Below are 20,418 nucleotides of genomic sequence, written 5' to 3' on the forward strand. Positions count from 1 at the left end.
AAATACGCTCTTCGCCAGATCCAACCCGATTGTGCTAACCTCTCCCATGGACGCCTCCCTCAAGTGGTGCAGTTCAACACCTCCACTTTGGCACACTGAGGCCGTTGGGGGGCGTCCACCTCATCAGTACCCGTAGGCTTGCAGCCCTTGCTGCTCGGCGTTCCTGAGCTTTGCAATATAGGCAGTGTAGAGGGTCTCCAGACTGTCAACTTGCATGATGGCACCTCTCATGGCTGCGAGCCACGCGCTCGCATGCGCTATCAACAAGGAGCTGAAGTGGGTGTTCCCCACATTCACCGGTCACCCTGCTGTCCCTGCTGACAGGTGCCTCTGAGTGCGTGATGCTACTTATGGCGTGCGGGCTTGGCTGGCGTCTGGGGCCACGCGAAAACCCGCCCACACGCGACATCCTGACATTTAAGGCTGAAGGAGAGCAGTGCGCTTAGCGGTCGGCCTTATCCCCGCTGGTGGTCAGTTCCACATAGCGGCGGGTGACGGGCTCGATGATCACGGCAACCTCCTGGGCGGCCTGCTCCTCCTCCTGCACCGCCTGACGGAAGGCCGAGATGTGCGCCCTCTCGCCTGCACTTTCTGCGATGGTGATCAGGGAGCGGTAGGCTCCGATCTGCTCATACTGATAAGCGTAGCCCGCATAGAGGTTCTTGAGGGTCTCGTCCTGAAACAGCCCATGCACGGTCGCGCCGACAGTGCCGGCCACTGTGGTGACGGTCTCCTTGATGCTGGAGATGCTCTCGCCTACGGATTGAAGAGCCTGTTCGAGGCGAGCCAGCTGCTGGCGTGTGGTTTCGATGTGCCGCTGAAGGAGCGCTGCGTAGTCCGGATATCTCTCCAGGCGTGAGACCTGAGCCTCCATCTGCTGCAGGCCTTGCTGCTCCATCGCATGAGTGTTGCGCAATGCTGTGACATAGATCGAGCGGGCATCCGTAGCCATGAACGTGCTCCTCCAAGAGTTCGCCAACGGTAACAGACAGTCTTCCGCCAGGTTCCAGCCGCCTCGGTCGACCTCGGGTCAGGTCCAGTACAGGACCTTGGCTGCAGGAAGGTAGCTGCTAATTGCTTCTTCGAAGAAGGCGCGCATCCCCTTCATGATATCAGGCGTATAAACGTACTTGACCGTATTGAACTTGGTCGTCTTACGCGCCCGGTTGGCCTCGTCCATGTCGAGGTCGGAGCCGGGATACCAGTCGTTCAGAACGCTCTTCGATCCCGGCGTGAACCGATGCGTGATCAGCTCCACCGTCAGGTCCAGGTCCGGAATGTCGGCAACCTGCCGCGCCGCCTCCTGCAGAAGGGCGCTATAAGCCTCTCGCCAGCCTTCCACCGGCATGATGGGAGCAATCGTCAAACCTACCGGATACCCTGCGAGAGCCACCTGACGCAGGGCACGAAGGCGGGCTGCAACAGGCGCCGTGCCGCCCTCGAAACGCGCCACCGGTTGGGCGTTGACCGAGAAGCGGATCCGGGTGTGTCGTTGATGCGAGAGAGTGAGCAGGGGCTGGACCGCATCGTACTTGGTCGTAAAGCGCAGCTGCACTGGGGACTGCCAGGAGCCAAAGTGCGCAATCGTCATTGCCAAGGAGCCGGTCAGGTGCTCAATGCCCAACGGGTCCGTGTAACAGGACGCTTCAAAGGTCGTTCCCTCATGCGCCCTGTCGATTGAGCGGGATGTCACCGCTCCTCTGCCTACATAGTCTGTCAGGCTGTGGAGGATCTCAGGTAGGTTGGCATAGACCCGCGTGACCGGCGGACCAGCAAGGGAGCCTGCGAGATAGCAGTACTGGCAGTGAGCCGGGCAACCCTCCGCAAGATCCACGCGCCAGTCCGCACTGGGTGGGATCGGCTGAAGGCGGCGCTTGCTGGGAGGCGCAACCACAACAGCAAGGGTTGTCTTGGCGTTCACATAAGTCTGCCGGCCAGTCTCACCGGAAAGGCCGGTGAGGCGATTGCTCTTGAGCTCAACGATCTCGGATCCAAGAGCGGCGGCCCGCTCCAGAATGGCTCGCCCATGTTCCCACTCCAGCGCGGCTGGAGTAATGAGCACACGCTTCGGCCGCCACAACCTGGATGACGAATGGTCGGTTCGTGGTTCAGGACTTTGTGCGGCAGCCCTCACAAGATCGGTCAACACGACAACTTGCCTCTGACGGACGTCCGCTGGCCAGCGGACTCGGGTGCTTTGGGATGGATGTGGCATTCGCAAGACAGTCTAAAGGCGGCTTGGAGCCGCCCGCCTAGACGACCTCTTATGTGTGTCTTGGAGCAGCCGATTGTAAGCAAAGAGGGAAGGCAAAGCCGATGTGTCACATGCTGAACTGAAGTGTTCGCCGCGCGTTGGGGATCATCTTCCATGTGATCCCGGCAGACAGGCGATGAGCAATCCTGATTTAAGGTCTCTCCACCAGCAGGTGATCGTGATCACTGGCGCATCCAGCGGCATTGGCCTGGTCACGGCGCGGATGGCTGCGAGAGCGGGAGCCGGTGTGCTGCTTGTCGCCCGCAATGAGGAGGCATTGCGCCGGATTACAGCGGAGCTGCGGGCGGACGGAGCCCAAGCCGCTTACGTTGTCGCCGATGTCAGCAAGCGCGAGGACCATGAGCGGATCACCCGAACCGCGATTGAGCACTTTGGCGGCTTTGACAGCTGGGTGAACAATGCCTCGGTTGGAACAGCCGGCGAGCTGGACAAAGTCACGCTTGAGGATCATCGCCGGGTCTTCGACGTCAACTACTGGGGCGTGGTGTATGGCTCCCTTGAGGCTGCGAACCATCTTCGCCGACGAGGCGGAGCCATCATCAACATCGGCAGCGTGCTGGGCGAGCGAACCGTTGTTTTTCAGGGGCCCTACTGCGCAACCAAGCACGCGGTCCGGGCCTTCACGATCGGGCTCCGGATGGAGCTTGAGCGGGAAGGCGCGCCTGTCTCCATCACCCATATCAAGCCGAGCTCCATCGACACGCCCTTTCCCGAGCATGCCCGCAACTATCTCAGAACCGGCATCCAGGTTCCGCCGCCTGTCTACTCCCCAACACTCGTTGCAAAGGCGATCCTCTTTGCTTGTCAGACCCCTCGGCGCGAGCTGACCGTCGGCTTTGGCGGCAAGATGGCTCCGCTGATGGGCAGGCTGTTCCCGCGCCTGACCGACCGGATGATGGAGGCTGTTGGGTATTGGGCACAGGAAACTAGAAAACCGGGGGTCCCCGCGCGCCGGGACAATCTTTACAGCCCCCGCGAAGATGGAGCCGAGCGCAGCAGCCTGGGCTACCCGATTGTTCTCAAGAACAGCCCCTATCTGCAAGCTCAGATGCACCCGGTGGCAACAGCGGCGATCCTCAGCGGCTTGGCACTTGGACTTGCCGCGGCGAGCAGAGCACGCCGGTAACACAGCAATCGGCAGGAAATGCTCAGGCCTGCCTTCCCGCTGCGCCTGCATAGCCAGGGAGCATCTGGGCCGCACTTCCCATGGAAGCGATGAACTCCCCTGCCAGTGTATGGACTGCCGCAGGATTTGTGGCGAAGTCCACCTCATCAGTGTCGACCTCGACCACGGTCAAGCCGGGAGCCTCTAATCGCAGCTATTCCAGCCGCCGGTCGATGGCTGCACACAGATCAACGAGATAGGCACGTTCAATGCCTGTTTCCTGGCTCCTGGCGCGGAGTGCGATCCGCTGTAGCTGGGTATCAGGGGTGCTTTGCAGGTGAACCACAAGTGCAGGATAACCCACACGGTCGATAAGACGATGATAGACAGCCTCTATAGCATCTGCATCAGCCGGCGAGCAGCCGATGTCCGTGTAGGACAAATCCTGGAAGAGGGCGAAGTCACAGACAATCAAGTCCTCGCCCTTGCCTGCGGCATCCCGGATGAGATCGGCATGCGAGAGAAGGAAGCTGATGTTCTTCTCAAAACCGTAGACCTGAGGAGCCGCGTAGAACTTGCTAAAGAAGGGGACGTTGAGCACGTCCTCGTGCACCACGTGCGAACTCCAAGCCTCAGCCAGAACACGGGCAAGCGTTGTCTTGCCGGCACCGATGCCGCCGACGATTTCCAATCGCACCATGAAACAACCTCAGCCACAGACCAAATGTACGTAGAAGCTTGGGAATGGTCAGCGTGTTTTGTTCGCAACCCGCCGTTTCTCAGCACGCGCAACCTCTACACTGTGGTCGTCGGCGACCCCGCTCTCGTCGTTGATGGCGCCAATCCGATGCCGGTAGGACAGCTCACCGCCAAGCCAGCCCGTCACCCCCAGCAAGGCAACTGTGACCAACGATAGAACCAAGCCCCAGCCCTGCACCCCTGCCACCGGATCGCTCCAGCGCACGCTCAGGTTGATGATGGCAAGGGTCAGGGCAATGACATTGCCGCCCGCATGGAGCCAAGCGCTTGTGAGGCTGCGCACCCTGTCGATGGTGGAGAAGTCAATCATGCCCGGGATGGCTGCAACTGCACCCGTGACAACGCCGGCCAGAAGCAGCCAGAACGACACATCTGCCCAGAATACGTTGTTGGTGACTCGGAACGCTATGTCGGTCACCAGAGCGATCAGGGATGCTATCGGGAATGGGATCAGCATCGGATGGACTGGGTGACGAAAGACGGCGGCCGTGCTCTCGACGTCGTGCCGGTGATACGTGCCCATGGGAGGTCTCCAGAACTCGCCGCTTTACCAATCCAGGCCTGAGCTGGATGTTCCGGAGCACCCCCTAGGACACGATGGAGGCTCACCAGGAGCGCACGGCGCGAATACAGGACGACCCGCCGTTTGAGTTTAAGGCCGGGGCAACGGCTACTCCCACGGGAACGAACTCCGGCCCACACTGCTCGTTGGAGTGGGTGTCCCTTTGCGGATGAGATGCCGTGACTGCCGAAAACCTGATTCCAGCTGTTCAGCAATCCTTCCGCGAGGCGGTCGGCAGGTTCAGGGCCGATGCCCCTGTGCTGATCCTCGGGCACAACGATGCGGACGGCCTCTCGGCCAGCGCCCTCCTGGCGCGGGTGCTCGCTCAGCAGGCTCGCCCCTGTCGAGTTCGGATACTGGGTCGGGGCGAGAACCCCTGGTCGGAGGCAATGCGCACCGAACTGTCCCATGCTCCGGCCGGTGGCCTGATCGTTGCTGACCTGGGAGTGCGCGAGGGCGATATCCTGCCGGGAACCGAGACAGTGGTGATCGACCATCATGTTCCAACCGGCACTCCGGGGTCGGCAACCGTAATCTCAGGCTTCCACATGGACCCGGTGCCGACATCCAGCCTGCTGGCTTACTGGTGCGCCGCCGCATTGGCCGGGGTTGACGATCTGCTCTGGATCTCTGCGCTTGGCATCATCGGCGATATGGCCGAGAAGACGGGCTTCGAGGAAATGGAGGACGCGCGCAAGCGCTACGGGATCACGGTGCTGCGGGAGGCAACCGCGCTGCTCAATGCGCCGCGACGCAGTGCCAGCGGTGACGCAAAGCCCGCTCTTGACGTCCTCATGAAGGCTGGTGGTCCCAAGGAGATCCTTTCCGGCGAGCACCCGGAGACGGCTCTGCTCCAAGGGGCTCGCGATGAAGTCAAACGGGAGCTTGAGGCTGCCAAGCGTGTGCCCCCGAAGGTGAAGGGCAATGTGGCGCTGATCTGCTTCAACTCGCCCTGCCAGATCCACCCGCTGGTGGCACAAGCCTGGCGTGGCCGGCTCAGGAACAACATCGTTCTTGCGGTCAACACGGGCTACCGGCCAGGCTGGATCCACTTTGCCGCCCGCACAGCCCTTGATCTGGATCTCATCGCCTTTCTCAGGGACAACGCTCCCCCAGGAGCTGACGAGAACTACGGCAGCGGCCACAGGCAGGCGACAGGCGGCGCGCTACGCCCCGAGTCCTGGAACATGTTCGTCGAGAAGTTCGGCTTCGGACCCGACCTGATGGTGCAGCCATGAGCACCCGGCCCGCTCGTCTCGGCTTCCCGGTCAAGGTCATGGGCCAGCCGGACCTCAAGAGCAACGATGCCCGGCGCTCGGGCAGTAACCCTCATCTGAAAGTCTCCCTGGAGTACCTGGACTCTATCCTCGACTACCTGGACCGGCATCACATTCGGATGTACCGGATGTCGTCGGACATCGCTCCCTATGCCACGCACCCGGACATGCCGCAGTTTCACGGCATGGTGCGGGACAGCGCCGCCGAGCTGCAGGCTTTCGGGGCAAAAGCCAAGCGCCTGGACATCCGTCTTTCCTTCCATCCCTCGCAGTTCGTGGTGCTGAACAGCCCAGACCCGAAGCTGGTGGAGAAAGGGATTTGGGATCTCCTGTCCCAGGCCGAGATGCTGGACCTCATGGAGCTCGGCCCGGAAGCGGTGCTGGTGATCCACGTTGGCGGGACCTATGGCGACCGGCAGGCCAGTGCCGCGCGCTGGGTGGAGACCTGGAAGATCCTTCCTGAGCCGGTCCGCCGGCGGCTTGTTCTGGAGCATGATGACATCCGCTTCAGTGCAGCCGACGTGCTCTGGATCCACGAGCACACGGGGGTGAGGCTCGTCTTCGACCATCAGCATTTCTGGTGCCTGAACCCGGAAGGGCTGGAGCTGCGCCCGACGGTCGAGGCCATTCTCAGAACTTGGCCCCAGGGCGAGCAACCCAAGATCCACTTCTCGTCCCCCCGCACCGAACTCCGCCAGATCAAGCGCACGGACCGCAAGACCCGCAAAAGCACGATGGTGAATGTCGCCCCCGTGTGGACGGGCCATGCGGACTTCTGCAATCCCTTCGAGTTCATCACTTTCATGCGCACGGTGGATGGTCTTGAGTTCGACGTGATGCTTGAGGCCAAGGTGAAGGATCTGGCGCTCATTCGGCTGCGGCCGGATCTGCTACGCTATGCTCCCGATGTGGCGGCGCGGTTTGGCCTGAGCGTATCCGAAGCGCCGCTTCTGGAGCAGGAGGAAGCAGCCTTGCTAGAGATCGAGCCCGATGGAGGTGCTTAGCCTTCATATCTTGCTGCCTGACAGGCTGAAATTCCGCCTGGGAATGACCATATAAGTTATCAAATCTTCTTAAAAAAACTCCGCATCGAACCGATGCCCTATGCATCGGGAGAGCGGACTGTTGGATCCTTGTATGGCCCTCCCGAAGCAGTTGATCGACATTGAGCGGATCTACCTTGAGCCAGCGGTGGAGACCTACACTCGTGGCCAGGAGATCCTGACCAGGTACCCCCATGCCGAGCGCACCTACGTTGAGTCGCACTGGAAGATCCCATCCCTGCACGGCAACGAGGGCAACGCCGAGGACTGGCTGACGATCAAGCGCAGCAATCTCGTACTCGGCGTGAAGAAAGGGCTCACGATGCGCCCGAACGGCCGCAGCGCCCACTTCATTGCCCCCTCGACGTCGAACGGCTGCGCCATGGCCTGCGCCTATTGCTATGTTCCGCGCCGCAAGGGCTATGCCAACCCGATCTCGATCTTCGTCAACATCGAAGAGGCGTGCGCAGCCATCGCGCGGCATGCAGCACGGCAGGGCACCCTGCCCTCGCCCGACCAGATCGATCCGCAGCACTGGGTCTATGACATTGGCGAGAATGGCGATCTCTCAGTCGATGCATCGATCTGCGACAACGTCCATGATCTTGTGGGCCTGTTCCGGCGCCTGCCGAATGCCAAGGGATCGTTCGCCACCAAGTTCGTGAACCTTGACCTGCTCTCATACGATCCACAGGGCAAGACACGCATCCGCTTCTCGCTCATGCCAGAAAAGATCGCCAAGGTTGTCGATGTGCGCACCTCACCTATCGCTGAGCGCATTGCCGCGGTGAACGACTTCGTCCGGGCTGGATACGAGGTTCACCTGAACTTCTCACCGGTTATCATGTACGAAGGCTGGGAGCGGGATTACCAGCCCCTGTTCGAGCAGATCGACGATACCCTCTCGCCGAAGGCGAAGGAGCAGTTGCGGGCCGAGATCATATTCCTGACCCATAACGAACAACTTCACGATGTGAACCTGCGATGGCACCCCAAGGCTGAGGAGTACCTGTGGCGCCCCGACCTGCAGGAGGTGAAGCGGTCTGAGGGTGGCATGCAGAACCTGCGCTACAAGGCGACTTGGAAGCAGAAGTGGCTCACGCGCTTTCAGGATTTGTTGGCGGACAAGCTCCCCTATTGCGGAGTTCGTTACGCGTTCTAGCGCACATGGCATCCCCGTCCGTGCTGGCAGACAGGTGGCAACCTGGAAGCGCCCGCCCCCATCGCCGCTGAAGATCAAGCAATGGATCCCTTTTGGCTGCCCCATCAGCTTCCCGGAAGCTGAGGACAATGCCTATCGGAACCCTCCCATAGCAGACGGGTTGTCGGACATCACTGGCGCGTGGGAGCCTACCGCCCTGCTCCTCTCCACCCTGTCGGGAGCAATCCATGACCAAGTCCGACATCCCTCCGACCCATACGATCAATCCCATCGATCAGCCGCCAGATTCGGATAGCCCCACCGCCGCCATGCTCAAGGCCGACATAGACAGCGGTGCGAGCGGCGACAAAACAGAGGTGTTCGATCCAGGCATGGCCATGCTGGGCACCTGTGAGGAGGCGTCCGGTACGCCCCTGACGCCAGCACAGCTTGCTTGGGCGCGGCGTCAGGAAACATTCCATCGCTGGAGGAACGGCCTCAAGACCGGGATCGCCCACCATAGGCGTGATGGCTTCCCCGCCATCTATGTCGGATTCATTGTCCTTGTGGGTGTGATTCTCGTGAGCGGGATCTCCATGGCTCGTATCTGATATTGCATTAGATGCTGCTAAGGAACAATCGCCTTGATCGCCCAAGCCTTGGCCTTGAGGTGGATCGACCCATCCGCTTGGCGAGGAAGACTATCCTAAAGCCTCACCTTCAGGCGCTGTTGGGCCTGAGGATTAAGGCTGGTGCAGTAGCCCGGCGCCGGCCCTGTCCCCAGAGTGAATGGACGCCAGTAGTCCTCGAAATCGGCAAACACCGTCGCGACCTCAATCTTTCTGCACTCCACGGAAGCCAGACCTGCTTCCTCCGCCATAGCGGTTAGCTGATCGCCCGTGCAGAAGGGAAAGCGCCTGCCCTCGGTGAGGTCCAGAGCTTTGGGGTCCAGGGCCGTTGCGACATTCCAGAAGGCACGCATGAACTCAATGCCTCCACCGGGATAATCCCACACGTAAAAGCCAACGATTGCCCCTGGACGAGCAACCCGCTTCATATCGGCTAGCGCCTTCTGCCTATCGGGGATGAAGTTCAGGACCAGCGCGGAGACGACCATATCCCGGCTGGCGGCCTCCAATGCAAGGGACGTCCCCGACCCGAAACTCGGCGCGTTCATCTGAAACGTTGGTTTTGGCTTTCGCGATGAAGGCTTCGGACGGGTCTAGTGTCAATCGGCTCCTAATTTTGGCTCTGACGCAGTTTTGGTGCACCAGTCGCCGTGAGCTGTCATTCCGCTCCGATCAATCTGGCTTGCAGGAGGTCAAGATGGCCTCTGCCGTACATCTGACGCTTCACGAGCTTGAGTTTCGTGATCTGACCCTCTGTCTGACCATTCGACCATGGTAGCGTAATCGCCGCACGAATGGCCGCCTCATCTTTGGCGATACCAGTGGCGAACGATGCCACAAGGCTCTCACGCGCTCGGCTGATCCATGACGTCAGGTCAGCCTCGCGTCCACTCCGGATCAGGGTCTGGAACTCCGCAACCGTGTCGCGGGCACTGGCGAGAGCTGGCACGCCGCTTTCGATGGCGGCGATGGTCACGGTCTCCGTCTTGGAGAGCGTATCTCGCCCCGTACTCATCTGCCGGGCGATGGTCCTGGCGGATGGAATGCGCTGAAGCTGCTCGTCTCCGATCCGTTCAGCCCGACGGCGGCGGGTGGCCCATTCCCCCACAACGCGCAGCGAACCGCGGAAGCCGCTGGCCCGCAGACGCCGCCAGAGCTCGGCACCATTGCGGCATCCTCCGGTCCAGAGGGCCTCAAGCAGCGGCCAGTATGCCTCGAGACTGCTCTCCCGCTGGCGGAAGACGTCGCTCCGGCCGCCTCGCAGGATCTGCCGTACCGTGCCGCGGCTCATACCCGTTTGCCGGACGATCTGCTTGATCGGAACGCCGTCCGCGCTGAGAGCCATGACCGTTGCGTTGGTCTCCTCGCGGCGCAAGTAGCCCTCGTACTGAATGCGTTCGGCACAAGTGAGAAGGTGCGAGTTGATTGTTGCCGATCCGATGACCTGACGGATCTGGCGCATCGACTTGCGGACAGCCTCCAAGAATGCGCGGCTGGCGTTCTCCATCAGGTGCCAGCGATCCGCGACCTGCACCGCATCTGGCAGCGCCTTGGCCGCAGCCTCGCCATACCCGCCGCCTCGGTCGCGAGCAACAACCGAAATCTCCGGGTGGCTGGCCAGCCATGCCTGTGCGGTGGCCTGCTCCCGGTCCGGGAGGAGAGAGGCGATCCGCCGCCGTTCGAGATCGCAGATGATGGTGCCGTGGCGATGATTGCGGCGCCAAGCCCAATCATCGATCCCGATGACGCTCAGCGGCTCGGAAGGAAGGCGGGCATGCCGGCGCACAATGCGCAGGAGCGTATCCTTACTCATAGGCAGCATCAGCCGCCGGGCCAGGCGCGTTGCGGGCCGTCCGCCCAGAGCCAGCCCGAGGTGGTGGGCGATACCCTCGAGCCGGGCGGTTCGCCGGGCATGGCGGGCAATCACATCCGGGGCAAAGCGTTCGGTAAAGATCTGCCGTCCGCATCGCACAGCATCGCAGCGGAAGCGCCGCGCCCGGATCAAGAGCTCCACGGGGCGACCCGCCAGCGGCAGATCCGCCACGTACCGGAGATAGTGGCTATGCACACGTGAGGAGATGGTGCCGCAGGAAGGGCATGCAACAGATCGGTGAGCGGAATGGACAGTGATGGTCACTTGCTGGGGCTCAGCGTGGATCTGATCCACGATTAGGCCGGGCGGGATCAAAGCTGAGGGGCGCAGGCTTGGGTGCATGATGCTGCCTCCTTCCGGAAGACAGCCTCAGTTCAGCCCCCAATTGCACCAAAACTGCGTCAGAGCCAACATTGCACGCCGAAACACAGTCTAGCGCAATGAGGCTTCTCGGCCTGCATTGCGCAACGATTGCGGCGGACAATGCACCGGTTCCGCAACCGACCTCCAGCCAATCCAAGTTGTCGGGTGCGTCGAGCCATTTGAGGAATCGTGGAGCAACTTGGCGGCTCCACCGTCCCATATAGGCATCATAGCTATCTCCGGCTTGCCAAGCGTCGTGACGGGATGCCTCTGCCATAAGTCGGCCCTCCCCCGGAACAGAGCTGAACCTGCCCTAGGATACTCCTGCTGCTCCTGAGAGCATAGCCAGGGCGGTGCGGTCTCATGCCTGCGGCAGGAGGTTATCTAAGATCGCCTCGATGTTGGATGCTGCAATCCTGTCCGCCATCTTGTCGTCCACCCGGCACACGTCCTTAAGCGCCAGATAGCTTTCCACGCCTGAGACAGCAGAGAGCGAGAGGACAAGAAATTCAAAGTCCTTGCGCTTCATCTGTAAGCGCACGGGCGCAAGCGCATGCTCGTACATCGGCAGGCGGCGTCCGCCCCGTATCTCTCGGCTGGCCTGCCCTCCCTTCGCGACGGAGGCATCGAGAGCCCGCGCCAGGAACAGCCGGAACTGGGTTTCAGACCCACGGGTGAGCGCGAACAGGTAGCGTTGCACACGAAGCACCCGCTCCCGCACGTCCTGAGCATCTCCGACGATCTCCTCGGGTGAAAGAACCTTTGCATCAAGGGCAGCTTCGAGGATCAGGGCTTCTGATGCGGAGAAGTAGCGGTAGGCGGTGGCTTTCGAAATGCCAGCCTCATGGGCGGCTGCCAGCACGGTCACAGGCTCGCCGCGCTCCATCACCCGGCGGGCCGCTGCCAGGAGCGCCTTCCGGGTACGGCTTTTCTGGTTGGTTCGTCCGATGTCGAGACGCAACGGGAACAACTCTCTTGAGACAAGCGTCTCATTATGATACGTTGGTCCTGTGGATTGAGCAAGAGTTGTCCCGTTCTGAAACCGGAAGGACCACCATGACCACTCCCCAGACCGACACCTATCATCTCCTCGGCAACCTGCTGCGGTTCCACGCCCGTAGTCCTGACACCGGCGGGGCTTATTGCCTCGTAGAGTCACTGACCGCTCCTGGGGCCGGAGCCCCGCCGAACCGTCATCCTTCCGATGACGAGGCTTTCTATGTGCTCGACGGCACCTTCGAGTTCATGATCAACGGGGAGACGATCCCCGCTTCGAGCGGCAGCTTCGTGAAGGTACCCAACAGGGCCGTTCATGCCTTCAAGAATGTGGGCCAGACGCCGGGTCGCCTTTTGATCATCAACTCGCCAGGCAAGGCACACGATGGCTTCTTCAGCGAGGCAGGCGACCCAATGCCGCCCGGTACCCGCGAGCTTCCGCCGCCATCAGGTGCGCCTGACATTCCTCGTGTGCTGGAGATCGGCAAGAGAAACGGTTTGGAGTTTCTGCTTCCCCCTCATCCAGCAGGATAACCGCTCCTGCCTTGCAGCGCTCGGAGCAAGTATCCTGCATGTGCTCCGTAACTTTGATGGAGGCGACCATGGAAGCCATGGGAGCAACGAAGGCGAAAGTTGTCGGCCCACATGACGGCATGGCCGGGTTCTTAGGCAGTATCGGCGTGCGGTTCATGGTTGACGGACAGGAGGCGGGCCAGCGGTTTTCCATGGTCGAGCACCCTATGTCCGCACGAGCATTGGCCGCTCCCCTGCACCGGCACCTTCGCGAGGACGAGTATAGCTTCGTGCTGGAGGGGCAGGTGGGCGCGCTGCTGGGAGACGAAGTCCTCATCGGCAAACCTGGCGATCTGATCTTCAAGCCACGCAATCAATGGCATACGTTCTGGAATGCCAGCGATGAGCCCGCCCGCATCCTGGAGATCATCTCCCCGGCTGGGTTCGAGGAGTTCTTCCACGAGCTAGTCAGCCTGGGTGGTGTCACCCAGGCTGAGCCGCGTACGTTATCCAGCTTATGTGAGCGCTACAGTCTTGAGATGAAGCCCGAGACTGTTCCTGTGCTTCTCGAACGCTTCGGTCTGCGCTTTCCAGGAGAGCCACTGGGCTGAGCAGATCGCTCCACCTAGGTGGGCTGTCAGGATAAATCTACCGCCAAAGGTCGATTGGCGGAGCTGGTGACGGGCAGACCGTTTTCCTGTTGCTTGCCTTTGCATTGTGTCGCCGCGTCCTGAAACGACACCGTTTCTGAAGACGTTCATTTCTCATCAGCGTTCGCCTTATGAGATGAAGTTACTATTGCTGATGGTCTGATGGGATCAAAAGCGAGATGCGTCCGCCCACCGCTCATAGAGCATGCCCGGAGCAGCCGAAAAGGCGCAGGAACGCGCGAGGCCTCCTCCGTGTCCAGCGGGACTATGCCGCTGCGGCCAGTGGGCCAGGTCCCGGGGCTGTGATCGTGCAGGCCAGCCCGGTCGGGGCAAACTCAATCCTTGCTCACCATGGAGATCCCCGGCAAGGCTCCGCTCGATCAGTCGTGTGCCAAAGCCTCTGCGGCTTGGAGGGCGCACAGGCGGCCCACCACTCTCCTGCCAGCGCAGATGGAGATGAGCCGGGCTGTTCGTCCTATCCAAGCTCCAGCGGATCTCCACGTTGCCGGTCTCATTAGAGAGAGATCCATACTTCACCGCGTTCGTCGCTAGTTCCTGGAGCGCCATGGCAATCGCCAGCGCCATTGAGGGTGGCAGGCGAACCTGAGGCCCCCCAAACCTTGATCCGGTTCTCACCATAGGCCCGAAACGGCTCCATGGCCTCCGCTACGATCTGGTGCAGGCTTGCCGCCTCCCAGCTCTCCCGGGTCAGCACGTCATGCGCCTTCGACAAGGCGATCAAGCGGCTTGCGAGAGCGGTTTGCGCGTCCTCCGGGGTTGGCGCATTGCGCAAAGTCTGGAACACGATGGACTGCACCGTCGTGAGGGTGTTCTTCACCCGGTGATTCAGCTCGTTGATGAGCAGGCGCTGATGCTCCTCGGCGCGCTTGCGCCCAGTGATATCGCGCGCCACGCGGATGCCATAGAGGGGTCTGCCGTTCACATCGTCCACCCGGGAGGCCGACAGTTCGATCCAGATGCTGTGCCCGTCCCTGTGGACATACCGCTTCTCCAGTGTATAGGCCTCGATCTCGCCCGCCATCTGCCGGCGGAACTGATCGAGATCCATCCGTAGGTCGTCGGGATGGGTGATGTCGATGAAGGTCATCTGCAGCAGCTCGTCCCGGCTGTAGCCGGTGATGATGCTCAACTGCTCATTCACCCGCAGAAAGCGCCCGCCGGCATCCACCTCGGCAATGCTGGTGAAGGCATGCTCATAGGTGGAGCGAAGGCGCTGCTCGCTTTCGCGCTGAGCTGCTTCTGCCTGCTTACGAAGGGTGATGTCACGCAAGTACGCCGTAAACCGCGGCCTGTCCCCGCTGCCGATTGGGCTGATGGCCAGCTCGACCGGGAAGCGGGAGCCGTCAGTGTCAATGCCGTTTGAATGTCCTTCCGGAGTGACGCGCCGGACCGACCGTGAGGTATAGAGGCGATCCGCCGAAGCTGAGAACGGTATGCCTTACAAGGTCAATGGCCGTTGCCACGACCGCCACCGACTTGCCGCGCTTGTTCCTGATGCGGACGAAGAAGGCCCGCAGAGGGCCTGGTACGCCGGAGATCGCCCAGGCTGCCTCGACCAGCATCGAGCGGGCATGAGCCCGCCCCTGTTTTGCTGATGCGCCCATGATAAGCGGGCTTATCGCCCGACTGCCGCACCTTCGGATTGAGACCGAAGTAGCTCACCAGCTTTTGCGGCGATGAGAAGCGTTTGATGTCGCCGATCGCTGCCAGGACGCTCATGGCCACCGTGGCATTCACCCCCGTGATCGTCATCAACCGTCTGACCTGCGGATCCTCGAGAGCTTTTTGGGCCAAGCCCTTGTCCACTTCAGCAAGCTCCACGCAGAGACGATCCAGCTCACCGGCATGGCGCAGGATGACCCGACGCTGTTCCTCGGCGAGCGGGAGGGCCCCCAACCAGGCCCTCCCGCGTTTTGAGAACAGGTTCCCTTGATAAGGTGGGATCAGGTGAGCGTGCAAAACCGCGTGGATCCGGTTCTTGAGGCGGGTCATCTGCGCGACCAGCTGGGTGCGTTCCGCCGAGACACGGCGGCGGGCCTCGGTCTCCTCGTCCGGCATCCAGACCTCGGGCAGGATCCCGCTGGCATGAGCTTGGCCAGCACGCGAGCATCGATCTTGTCGGTCTTGACCTTGGCCCAGGCAATCGCCCGCACCAGGTTGGGACTGGCAATCACCCCGCGCGCCACGAAGGGCGACAGCAGGCGCACGATGGCGCTGTTGTTGCCGGTCGCCTCCAGGACGACCTCGTCGTCCGGCTTCAGCGACTGGGTAAAGTGCAGCAGGCGGCTCCGTTCAAGATCCACCTTACCGGCATCCCGGATAACTCCATTCTCCAGGATTGCCATCTGGGCAAAGGAACGATGAACATCGAGAGCAATGATCCTCATCTCCGGCTCCTGTTCGGTTCGACAACCTCGGGAGCCAGTGGACCACACGACACCTACGGATCCGCGCTCGCAGCGCACCCGGGCCAGTCGAAGGGGCGGCCAGATAATAACACGAGCTCTCAGCTCATGAGATACGACGGCCTGCCCACCTTACGTGCTCCCGACACCCCTATCCCGGTCTGCTGATGGTAACCGACCCTTCAGATGTCTGAAAAGTGGATGGAGGTGTCGCGCCTATTCATGCCCGATAATAACCGCATTGAGCAGGATCATCGCGCCATCAAACGGTGCATCCGGCCGATGCTCGGCTTCCAATCCGTTGTCACTGCCCGAATGATCCTGGGTGGCATCGAGTTGGTCCACATGATGCGCAAACAACAGGCGAAGTATGCCTGCAATCGGCAGCCATCCCTCGCCAAGCAGTTTGAGTTGCCTGCCGCCTGAACGCTCTACCGAGCGATTGGCCTTTCGCATCCCCTCTCCAAATTCCCGACACAACCCTTCCCAATCTCGCTCGGTGAATTGCGGAACTCCGGCAAATGCCATATCGGTAATTTCGCATGCACCTTCGCATGTCAGTGCATTGAAATACTTGCATGCACCATGACAGATCGCGCCAAAATACCTAGATGCTCTGTCGCGATTCACCAAGAGGAAAGTAGGACTGTGAAACGCCGCCATTTTCTACAAGCAGCAGCGACCGGCGCTGCATCAACCGCAATTGCCGCTCCGGCTGTCGCCCAGTCCTCGCCGGAGATACGCTGGCGCTTGACCTCGGGCTTCCCGAAGTCGCTGGATACCATCTACGGTGGGGCTGATTTTCTCGCAAAGTACGTCTCCGCCGCAACAGACGGGAAGTTCCAGATCCAACCTTTCGCGGCGGGCGAAATCGTCGGCACCTTCCAAGCCGCTGACGCCGTCAGCGCTGGCACGGTCGAGATGGCCCACACCGCGGCCTATTACTATGTTGGTAAGGACCCGACCTTCGCCGCCGCTGCGGCAGTTCCGTTCACGTTGAACGCCCGTCAGCTTAATGCCTGGCAGTATCACGGCGGCGGCATCGGCCTCGTGAACGAGTTCATGGCCAAGCATAACCTCTATGCTCTTCCGGGCGGCAACACCGGCACTCAGATGGGCGGCTGGTTTCGCAAGGAGATCAAGACCGTGCAGGACCTGCAGGGCCTGAAAATGCGCATTGCGGGCATTGCCGGCCAGGTCATGCAGAAACTCGGCGTCATTCCGCAGCAGGTGGCTGGCGGCGACATTTATCCCTCGCTCGAGCGCGGTACCATCGATGCCGCGGAGTGGATCGGCCCCTACGATGACGAGAAACTCGGCTTTCAGAAGGTCGCCCCCTACTACTACTACCCGGGTTTCTGGGAAGGCGGCCTGACGATCCACTTCATGTTCAACAAGGAGAAATGGGAATCTCTGCCGAAGACCTACCAAGCGATCCTAGAAACGGCCTGCATGGCTGCAAACATGGACATGCTCGCCAAGTATGACACCAAGAACCCGGCGGCGCTTCGCAGCCTGCTTGGCGCCGGGGCGCAGCTGCGCCCCTTCTCGCCGGAGATCCTCGATGCTGCCTACAAGGCGACAAACGAGGTCTATGCTGAAATCTCTGCCCAGAATGCAGACTTCAAGAAGATGATCGATTCCATCCGCGCGTTCCGGAATGAGGAGTACCTCTGGTTCCAGGTGGCCGAGTATGCCTTCGACACCTACATGATCCGTGCCCGCGCGCGTGGCTAATCATGTATTGATTAAACCCCGAGAGGGCGATCCACGGATTGCCCTTTCTGATCGCACTGGGTACATCCCAGCCGGTAGAACGCGACCGAGGGTCAGCCCAATCGGGAGGCAGGCAAAGCTTGGCCCCTGTGTTTGGTCTTGGGGCTTATTTGCTGTCGCTCTGTTTTCTCCGACAGGATCCGGAAGACGCTGCGTTTGCTGATGCCGACGCGCTCGGCGATTTTGCACTTCGTGAGACCGGATGCGGCAAGGCGTTTCACCTCGTCCGCTTTGGCCCGGGCCGTGGGTGTTCTTCCCTTGAACTTCCCTTCTCTCTTGGCTCGCGCAATGCCTTCGCGCCACCTCTCTGACGCAATCTGTCTCTCGAACTGGGAGACTGTATTCATGAGGTCCATGATGGGTTGGCCCATTCCATCGCGTGTGTCGAGGCCAAGGCTCAGAACCCGAAGATAAACGCCCTTCTCAGCAAGCCGCCTCTGGGTTGTGACAAAATCTGCCACGCTCTGAGACAGTCCAGATAGATCCGCCACAACGAGAGTGTCCCCTTCCCGCGCGAACTCGATAGCGTCCTCCAGCTGGGGCCGTGCCCGGAGAGATTCTGTTTTCTCGCAGAATACCTTCTCGACTCCAGCTGCCAAAAGATTGCGCTTTTGCTCTTCCAAGCCAGCGTCTCCATCCAAGACTGATTTTCGTGCCAGACCGATCAGCATTGGTGTCTACCTCCTATCTCAGGGCCAGAAAAATTGGTGGGGAATGCGCAAGTTGGACAAGCTGAGATGACCACCGAAGATGTTGACCGAACGCTAATCCGATTCCACCCGCCCTCCTCGAATGTCCTCCTCCTCCCCCCTTTCAGCCTGCGCAGACATGCCAAACGACATGCGCGCTGCCGGTTTGGAGGGTTGTGTAAGCGGAATGGCATCGCCTCAGTGGTGAGCAAGAGCATAGCGAGATGGCCTGTCCGGACTGCATGCGTCCGGAGCTTTTGCAACCAGACTTGGACTGCTACATAGACTTCACCAGGATTGGTCTATAAATTGGTCTAAACTTCGTGCCCAGAACACGCTCATCGACAGTGGATACTATCCGGCAGCTTCGCGCCTACCTGCAGGATCAGGCCTATGGGCCGCAGGACCGGCTGGAGCCTGAACGGGAACTGGCGCCGCGGCTCGGCTGCAGCCGGGAGACGCTGCGAGCGGCGCTCGACGTGCTTGAAAGGGAGGGGCTCATCTGGCGGCATGTGGGCCAGGGCACCTTCGTAGGGCCACGCCCAACCTACGAGCCGATCCGACCGTCAGTCCTCGCCGGGATGGCCTCTCCGGCGGATGTGCTCGATGCCAGGCTCCTGATTGAGCCCCCCGTTGCGGGCGCGGCGGCGCTCCACGCCACCCCCCACGATATCGTATTTCTCCGTGGTCTTGCAGTCAGGAGCAGTGAGGCGCCTGACTGGCAGGCCTACGAGCCGATAGACGACGCTTTTCACAAGGGCATTGCCCGGATCACCGACAATCCGCTGCTGATTGCGTTTCTCGATGTTCTGTCATCAGTGCGTGGCCGCGCGCGCTGGCAGCGGCAGCAGGACCTTGCGTTTCGCCGGGCGCGCCGGCAGGAGTACGCAGCACAGCATGGACGCATGCATATCGCTGTTGTCGACGCTATTGCGGCGCGGAATCCCACGGCCGCACAGCAGGCGATGTTCGATCATCTGAGTGCTGTCCGTGCCGTCATGGTGCATGAGGTAACAGAGTAGGGAGGATCACATGGCGCTCGCGTGGTTGATTCTAGAACTGCACTCGGCCTCGCCCTATTTCGACCCGCAGCGTGTCCCAGAACTGGACCTCTGCTTGGATAACAGGCCGATTGTTCCTGCGGCCAGGGATACCGTGAGCTAACTCAGGAGTGACGAGGTGAACCGCCCCCGGATTCCCGGAGGCTCCAACTCCTGACAGGATGGAGCCATGACGAAGCGAACACCCCCATATTCACCAGAGGTCCGCGAGCGGGCGGTCCGGATGGTTTTCGAACACCGGGGCGAGTACGCCTCACAGTATGAGGCGATCCTGTCAATTGCGGCCAAGATCGGCTGCTCGCGCGAGACGCTGCGGCACTGGGTGCGGCAGGCAGAGCGCGACCAGGGGGTGATGTCACGGTAACTTTTGGTCAGAGGCTTCTGCTCTAAGAGCTGTGGCATGACCAAACCCATCAGCTACAAGCGCCATCGCTTCCCACCCCAGATCATTGCCCATGCCGTTTGGCTGTACTTCAGATTTCCTCTGAGCCTCCGGCTTGTCGAGGAGATGCTGCTCGAGCGCGGCATCGTCGTCTCGTACGAGACGATCCGCCGGTGGGGTAAGAAGTTCGGACCGGCTTATGCCCGGCGCCTCCGCCGCAAGCAGCCAAGTCCTCATGACGTCTGGCATCTGGATGAGGTGGTCATCAGCATCGCTGGTAAGAAGCACTGGCTGTGGCGTGCCGTCGATCGGGACGGATACGTGATTGACGAGCTCGTCCAGAGCCGGCGCGACACCAAGGCGGCCAAGCGCCTGCTGACCCGGCTGATGAAGAAGCAAGGCATGGCGCCCAAGCGCATCATCACCGACAAGTTGTCCTCATACGGAGCAGCCCGACTCCAAGTCATGCCGAGGGTCGAGCACCGGTCCCACAAGGGGCTCAACAACAGGGCTGAGAAGTCGCATGTCCCGCTGAGGAAACGGGAGAGGATGATGCAGGGCTTTCGATCCGCAGGCAGCCTGCAGCAGTTCACATCGGTCTTTTCAGCTGCCAGAAACCTGTTCGTTCCACCGCGCTCGCACCGGTCTGCCCTCGCCACCCACGTCTACCGTCTACGAGCCATGGCGGCATGGAAGTCCGCGGCGGGCGTACTCGCCTGAATTCAACAAAGCTGGGCTTATCGCGGTCGCGTAGGTTACCGTGACATCACCGTCTTGAGTGGGATCCGGGTTGGCTTTGTCGCAAACCCGGAGTAGGGATGAGAAAGTAGCAGATGGCTGTGATCCGCTTATGCGGCGAGCCACTCGAACTGTTCAGCGAGCGCCGGTTGATGAGTGC

At 61.0% G+C, this 20,418-nt stretch carries 21 protein-coding genes and 2 pseudogenes; 12 read left to right on the top strand and 11 right to left on the bottom strand.

Annotated features, from left to right (window positions below):
* Positions 1-442: 442 nt before the first annotated feature.
* Together ACFOYU_RS00405 and ACFOYU_RS00410 are read right to left on the bottom strand one after the other, a co-directional pair.
* Positions 443-952, bottom strand: a complete 510-nt coding sequence (locus tag ACFOYU_RS00405) for a DUF892 family protein (protein ID WP_377032037.1) — start codon at positions 950-952, stop codon at positions 443-445.
* A 78-nt stretch (positions 953-1,030) separates the two neighbouring features.
* Positions 1,031-2,146, bottom strand: a complete 1,116-nt coding sequence (locus ACFOYU_RS00410) for a spore photoproduct lyase family protein (protein WP_377032056.1) — start codon at positions 2,144-2,146, stop codon at positions 1,031-1,033.
* Between the two features lie 244 nt (positions 2,147-2,390).
* Here ACFOYU_RS00410 and ACFOYU_RS00415 point away from each other — a divergent pair, with 244 nt between their 5' ends.
* Entirely contained in the window at positions 2,391-3,401 is a 1,011-nt protein-coding gene (locus ACFOYU_RS00415) for an SDR family oxidoreductase (protein WP_377032038.1), read from the top strand.
* A 193-nt stretch (positions 3,402-3,594) separates the two neighbouring features.
* Here the strand turns inward: ACFOYU_RS00415 and ACFOYU_RS00420 are convergent, their stop codons facing one another.
* A complete protein-coding gene (locus tag ACFOYU_RS00420; RefSeq protein WP_377032039.1) occupies positions 3,595-4,080 on the bottom strand; it encodes a deoxynucleoside kinase in 486 nt (161 codons plus the stop codon).
* Positions 4,081-4,128: 48 nt separating this feature from the next.
* Positions 4,129-4,662, bottom strand: a complete 534-nt coding sequence (locus ACFOYU_RS00425) for a DUF2231 domain-containing protein (protein WP_377032040.1) — start codon at positions 4,660-4,662, stop codon at positions 4,129-4,131.
* A gap of 428 nt (positions 4,663-5,090) precedes the next feature.
* Here ACFOYU_RS00425 and ACFOYU_RS00430 point away from each other — a divergent pair, with 428 nt between their 5' ends.
* From ACFOYU_RS00430 to ACFOYU_RS00445, 4 genes are all read left to right on the top strand, one after another.
* Positions 5,091-5,939, top strand: a complete 849-nt coding sequence (locus ACFOYU_RS00430; RefSeq protein WP_377032041.1) for a phosphoesterase — start codon at positions 5,091-5,093, stop codon at positions 5,937-5,939.
* Positions 5,936-6,982, top strand: coding sequence for a UV DNA damage repair endonuclease UvsE (uvsE, locus tag ACFOYU_RS00435; protein ID WP_377032042.1), 1,047 nt, complete (start codon positions 5,936-5,938; stop codon positions 6,980-6,982). Before ACFOYU_RS00430 ends, uvsE begins: the two co-directional genes overlap by 4 nt.
* 133 nt (positions 6,983-7,115) lie before the next feature.
* A complete protein-coding gene (locus ACFOYU_RS00440; protein ID WP_377032043.1) occupies positions 7,116-8,183 on the top strand; it encodes a spore photoproduct lyase family protein in 1,068 nt (355 codons plus the stop codon).
* Between the two features lie 227 nt (positions 8,184-8,410).
* Positions 8,411-8,773, top strand: a complete 363-nt coding sequence (locus ACFOYU_RS00445) for a hypothetical protein (RefSeq protein WP_377032044.1) — start codon at positions 8,411-8,413, stop codon at positions 8,771-8,773.
* Positions 8,774-8,868: 95 nt separating this feature from the next.
* On the opposite strand, the gene ACFOYU_RS00450 is transcribed toward ACFOYU_RS00445, so the two are convergent.
* The 3 genes from ACFOYU_RS00450 to ACFOYU_RS00460 form a co-directional block, all read right to left on the bottom strand.
* The gene (locus tag ACFOYU_RS00450; protein ID WP_377032045.1) at positions 8,869-9,279 is read right to left on the bottom strand and encodes a class I SAM-dependent methyltransferase; all 411 of its coding nucleotides are present in this window, start codon (positions 9,277-9,279) and stop codon (positions 8,869-8,871) included.
* A gap of 170 nt (positions 9,280-9,449) precedes the next feature.
* Positions 9,450-11,006 (bottom strand): ISL3 family transposase, encoded by a 1,557-nt coding sequence (locus ACFOYU_RS00455; protein ID WP_377032046.1) that lies wholly within the window; start codon positions 11,004-11,006, stop codon positions 9,450-9,452.
* A 382-nt stretch (positions 11,007-11,388) separates the two neighbouring features.
* The gene (locus ACFOYU_RS00460) at positions 11,389-11,988 is read right to left on the bottom strand and encodes a TetR/AcrR family transcriptional regulator (protein WP_377032047.1); all 600 of its coding nucleotides are present in this window, start codon (positions 11,986-11,988) and stop codon (positions 11,389-11,391) included.
* Between the two features lie 41 nt (positions 11,989-12,029).
* Between ACFOYU_RS00460 and ACFOYU_RS00465 the strand changes: the two genes are divergently transcribed.
* Positions 12,030-12,557 (top strand): cupin domain-containing protein, encoded by a 528-nt coding sequence (locus ACFOYU_RS00465; RefSeq protein WP_377032048.1) that lies wholly within the window; start codon positions 12,030-12,032, stop codon positions 12,555-12,557.
* A gap of 68 nt (positions 12,558-12,625) precedes the next feature.
* On the top strand, positions 12,626-13,147 hold the full coding sequence (locus ACFOYU_RS00470) for a cupin domain-containing protein (protein ID WP_377032049.1): 522 nt from the start codon (positions 12,626-12,628) through the stop codon (positions 13,145-13,147).
* Between the two features lie 553 nt (positions 13,148-13,700).
* Here the strand turns inward: ACFOYU_RS00470 and ACFOYU_RS00475 are convergent.
* From ACFOYU_RS00475 to ACFOYU_RS00485, 3 genes are read right to left on the bottom strand one after another with little or no spacing between them, the layout of a single operon-like run.
* A complete protein-coding gene (locus tag ACFOYU_RS00475) occupies positions 13,701-14,642 on the bottom strand; it encodes a PAS domain S-box protein (protein ID WP_377032057.1) in 942 nt (313 codons plus the stop codon).
* An 11-nt stretch (positions 14,643-14,653) separates the two neighbouring features.
* Positions 14,654-15,265 (bottom strand): transposase, encoded by a 612-nt coding sequence (locus ACFOYU_RS00480; protein WP_377032050.1) that lies wholly within the window; start codon positions 15,263-15,265, stop codon positions 14,654-14,656.
* Positions 15,196-15,594: a hypothetical protein gene (locus tag ACFOYU_RS00485; RefSeq protein WP_377032051.1), complete on the bottom strand. Its 399-nt coding sequence runs from the start codon at positions 15,592-15,594 to the stop codon at positions 15,196-15,198. Before ACFOYU_RS00485 ends, ACFOYU_RS00480 begins: the two co-directional genes overlap by 70 nt.
* Before the next feature lie 249 nt (positions 15,595-15,843).
* On the opposite strand from ACFOYU_RS00485, the pseudogene ACFOYU_RS00490 reads away from it, so the two are divergent.
* Positions 15,844-16,038 (top strand): annotated as a pseudogene (locus ACFOYU_RS00490) (DDE-type integrase/transposase/recombinase); the annotation flags it as partial.
* A 222-nt stretch (positions 16,039-16,260) separates the two neighbouring features.
* Complete coding sequence (locus ACFOYU_RS00495) at positions 16,261-17,349, top strand: TRAP transporter substrate-binding protein (RefSeq protein WP_377032052.1); 1,089 nt, start codon at positions 16,261-16,263, stop codon at positions 17,347-17,349.
* Positions 17,350-17,441: 92 nt separating this feature from the next.
* Here ACFOYU_RS00495 and ACFOYU_RS00500 read toward each other — a convergent pair whose 3' ends face one another.
* The gene (locus ACFOYU_RS00500; protein WP_377032053.1) at positions 17,442-18,059 is read right to left on the bottom strand and encodes a recombinase family protein; all 618 of its coding nucleotides are present in this window, start codon (positions 18,057-18,059) and stop codon (positions 17,442-17,444) included.
* A 365-nt stretch (positions 18,060-18,424) separates the two neighbouring features.
* Here ACFOYU_RS00500 and ACFOYU_RS00505 point away from each other — a divergent pair, with 365 nt between their 5' ends.
* From ACFOYU_RS00505 to ACFOYU_RS00515, 3 genes and pseudogenes are all read left to right on the top strand, one after another.
* Positions 18,425-19,099 carry a FadR/GntR family transcriptional regulator gene (locus ACFOYU_RS00505; RefSeq protein ID WP_377032054.1) on the top strand — a complete coding sequence of 225 codons (675 nt, stop codon included), beginning with the start codon at positions 18,425-18,427 and terminating at the stop codon, positions 19,097-19,099.
* A gap of 208 nt (positions 19,100-19,307) precedes the next feature.
* A pseudogene (locus ACFOYU_RS00510) lies at positions 19,308-19,490 on the top strand (transposase); the annotation flags it as partial.
* A 48-nt stretch (positions 19,491-19,538) separates the two neighbouring features.
* On the top strand, positions 19,539-20,240 hold the full coding sequence (locus tag ACFOYU_RS00515) for an IS6 family transposase (protein ID WP_377032055.1): 702 nt from the start codon (positions 19,539-19,541) through the stop codon (positions 20,238-20,240).
* Positions 20,241-20,418 lie beyond the last annotated feature (178 nt).

The sequence above is a fragment of the Microvirga sp. GCM10011540 genome, from assembly GCF_042650665.1.
Taxonomy (GTDB): domain Bacteria; phylum Pseudomonadota; class Alphaproteobacteria; order Rhizobiales; family Beijerinckiaceae; genus Microvirga; species Microvirga lenta.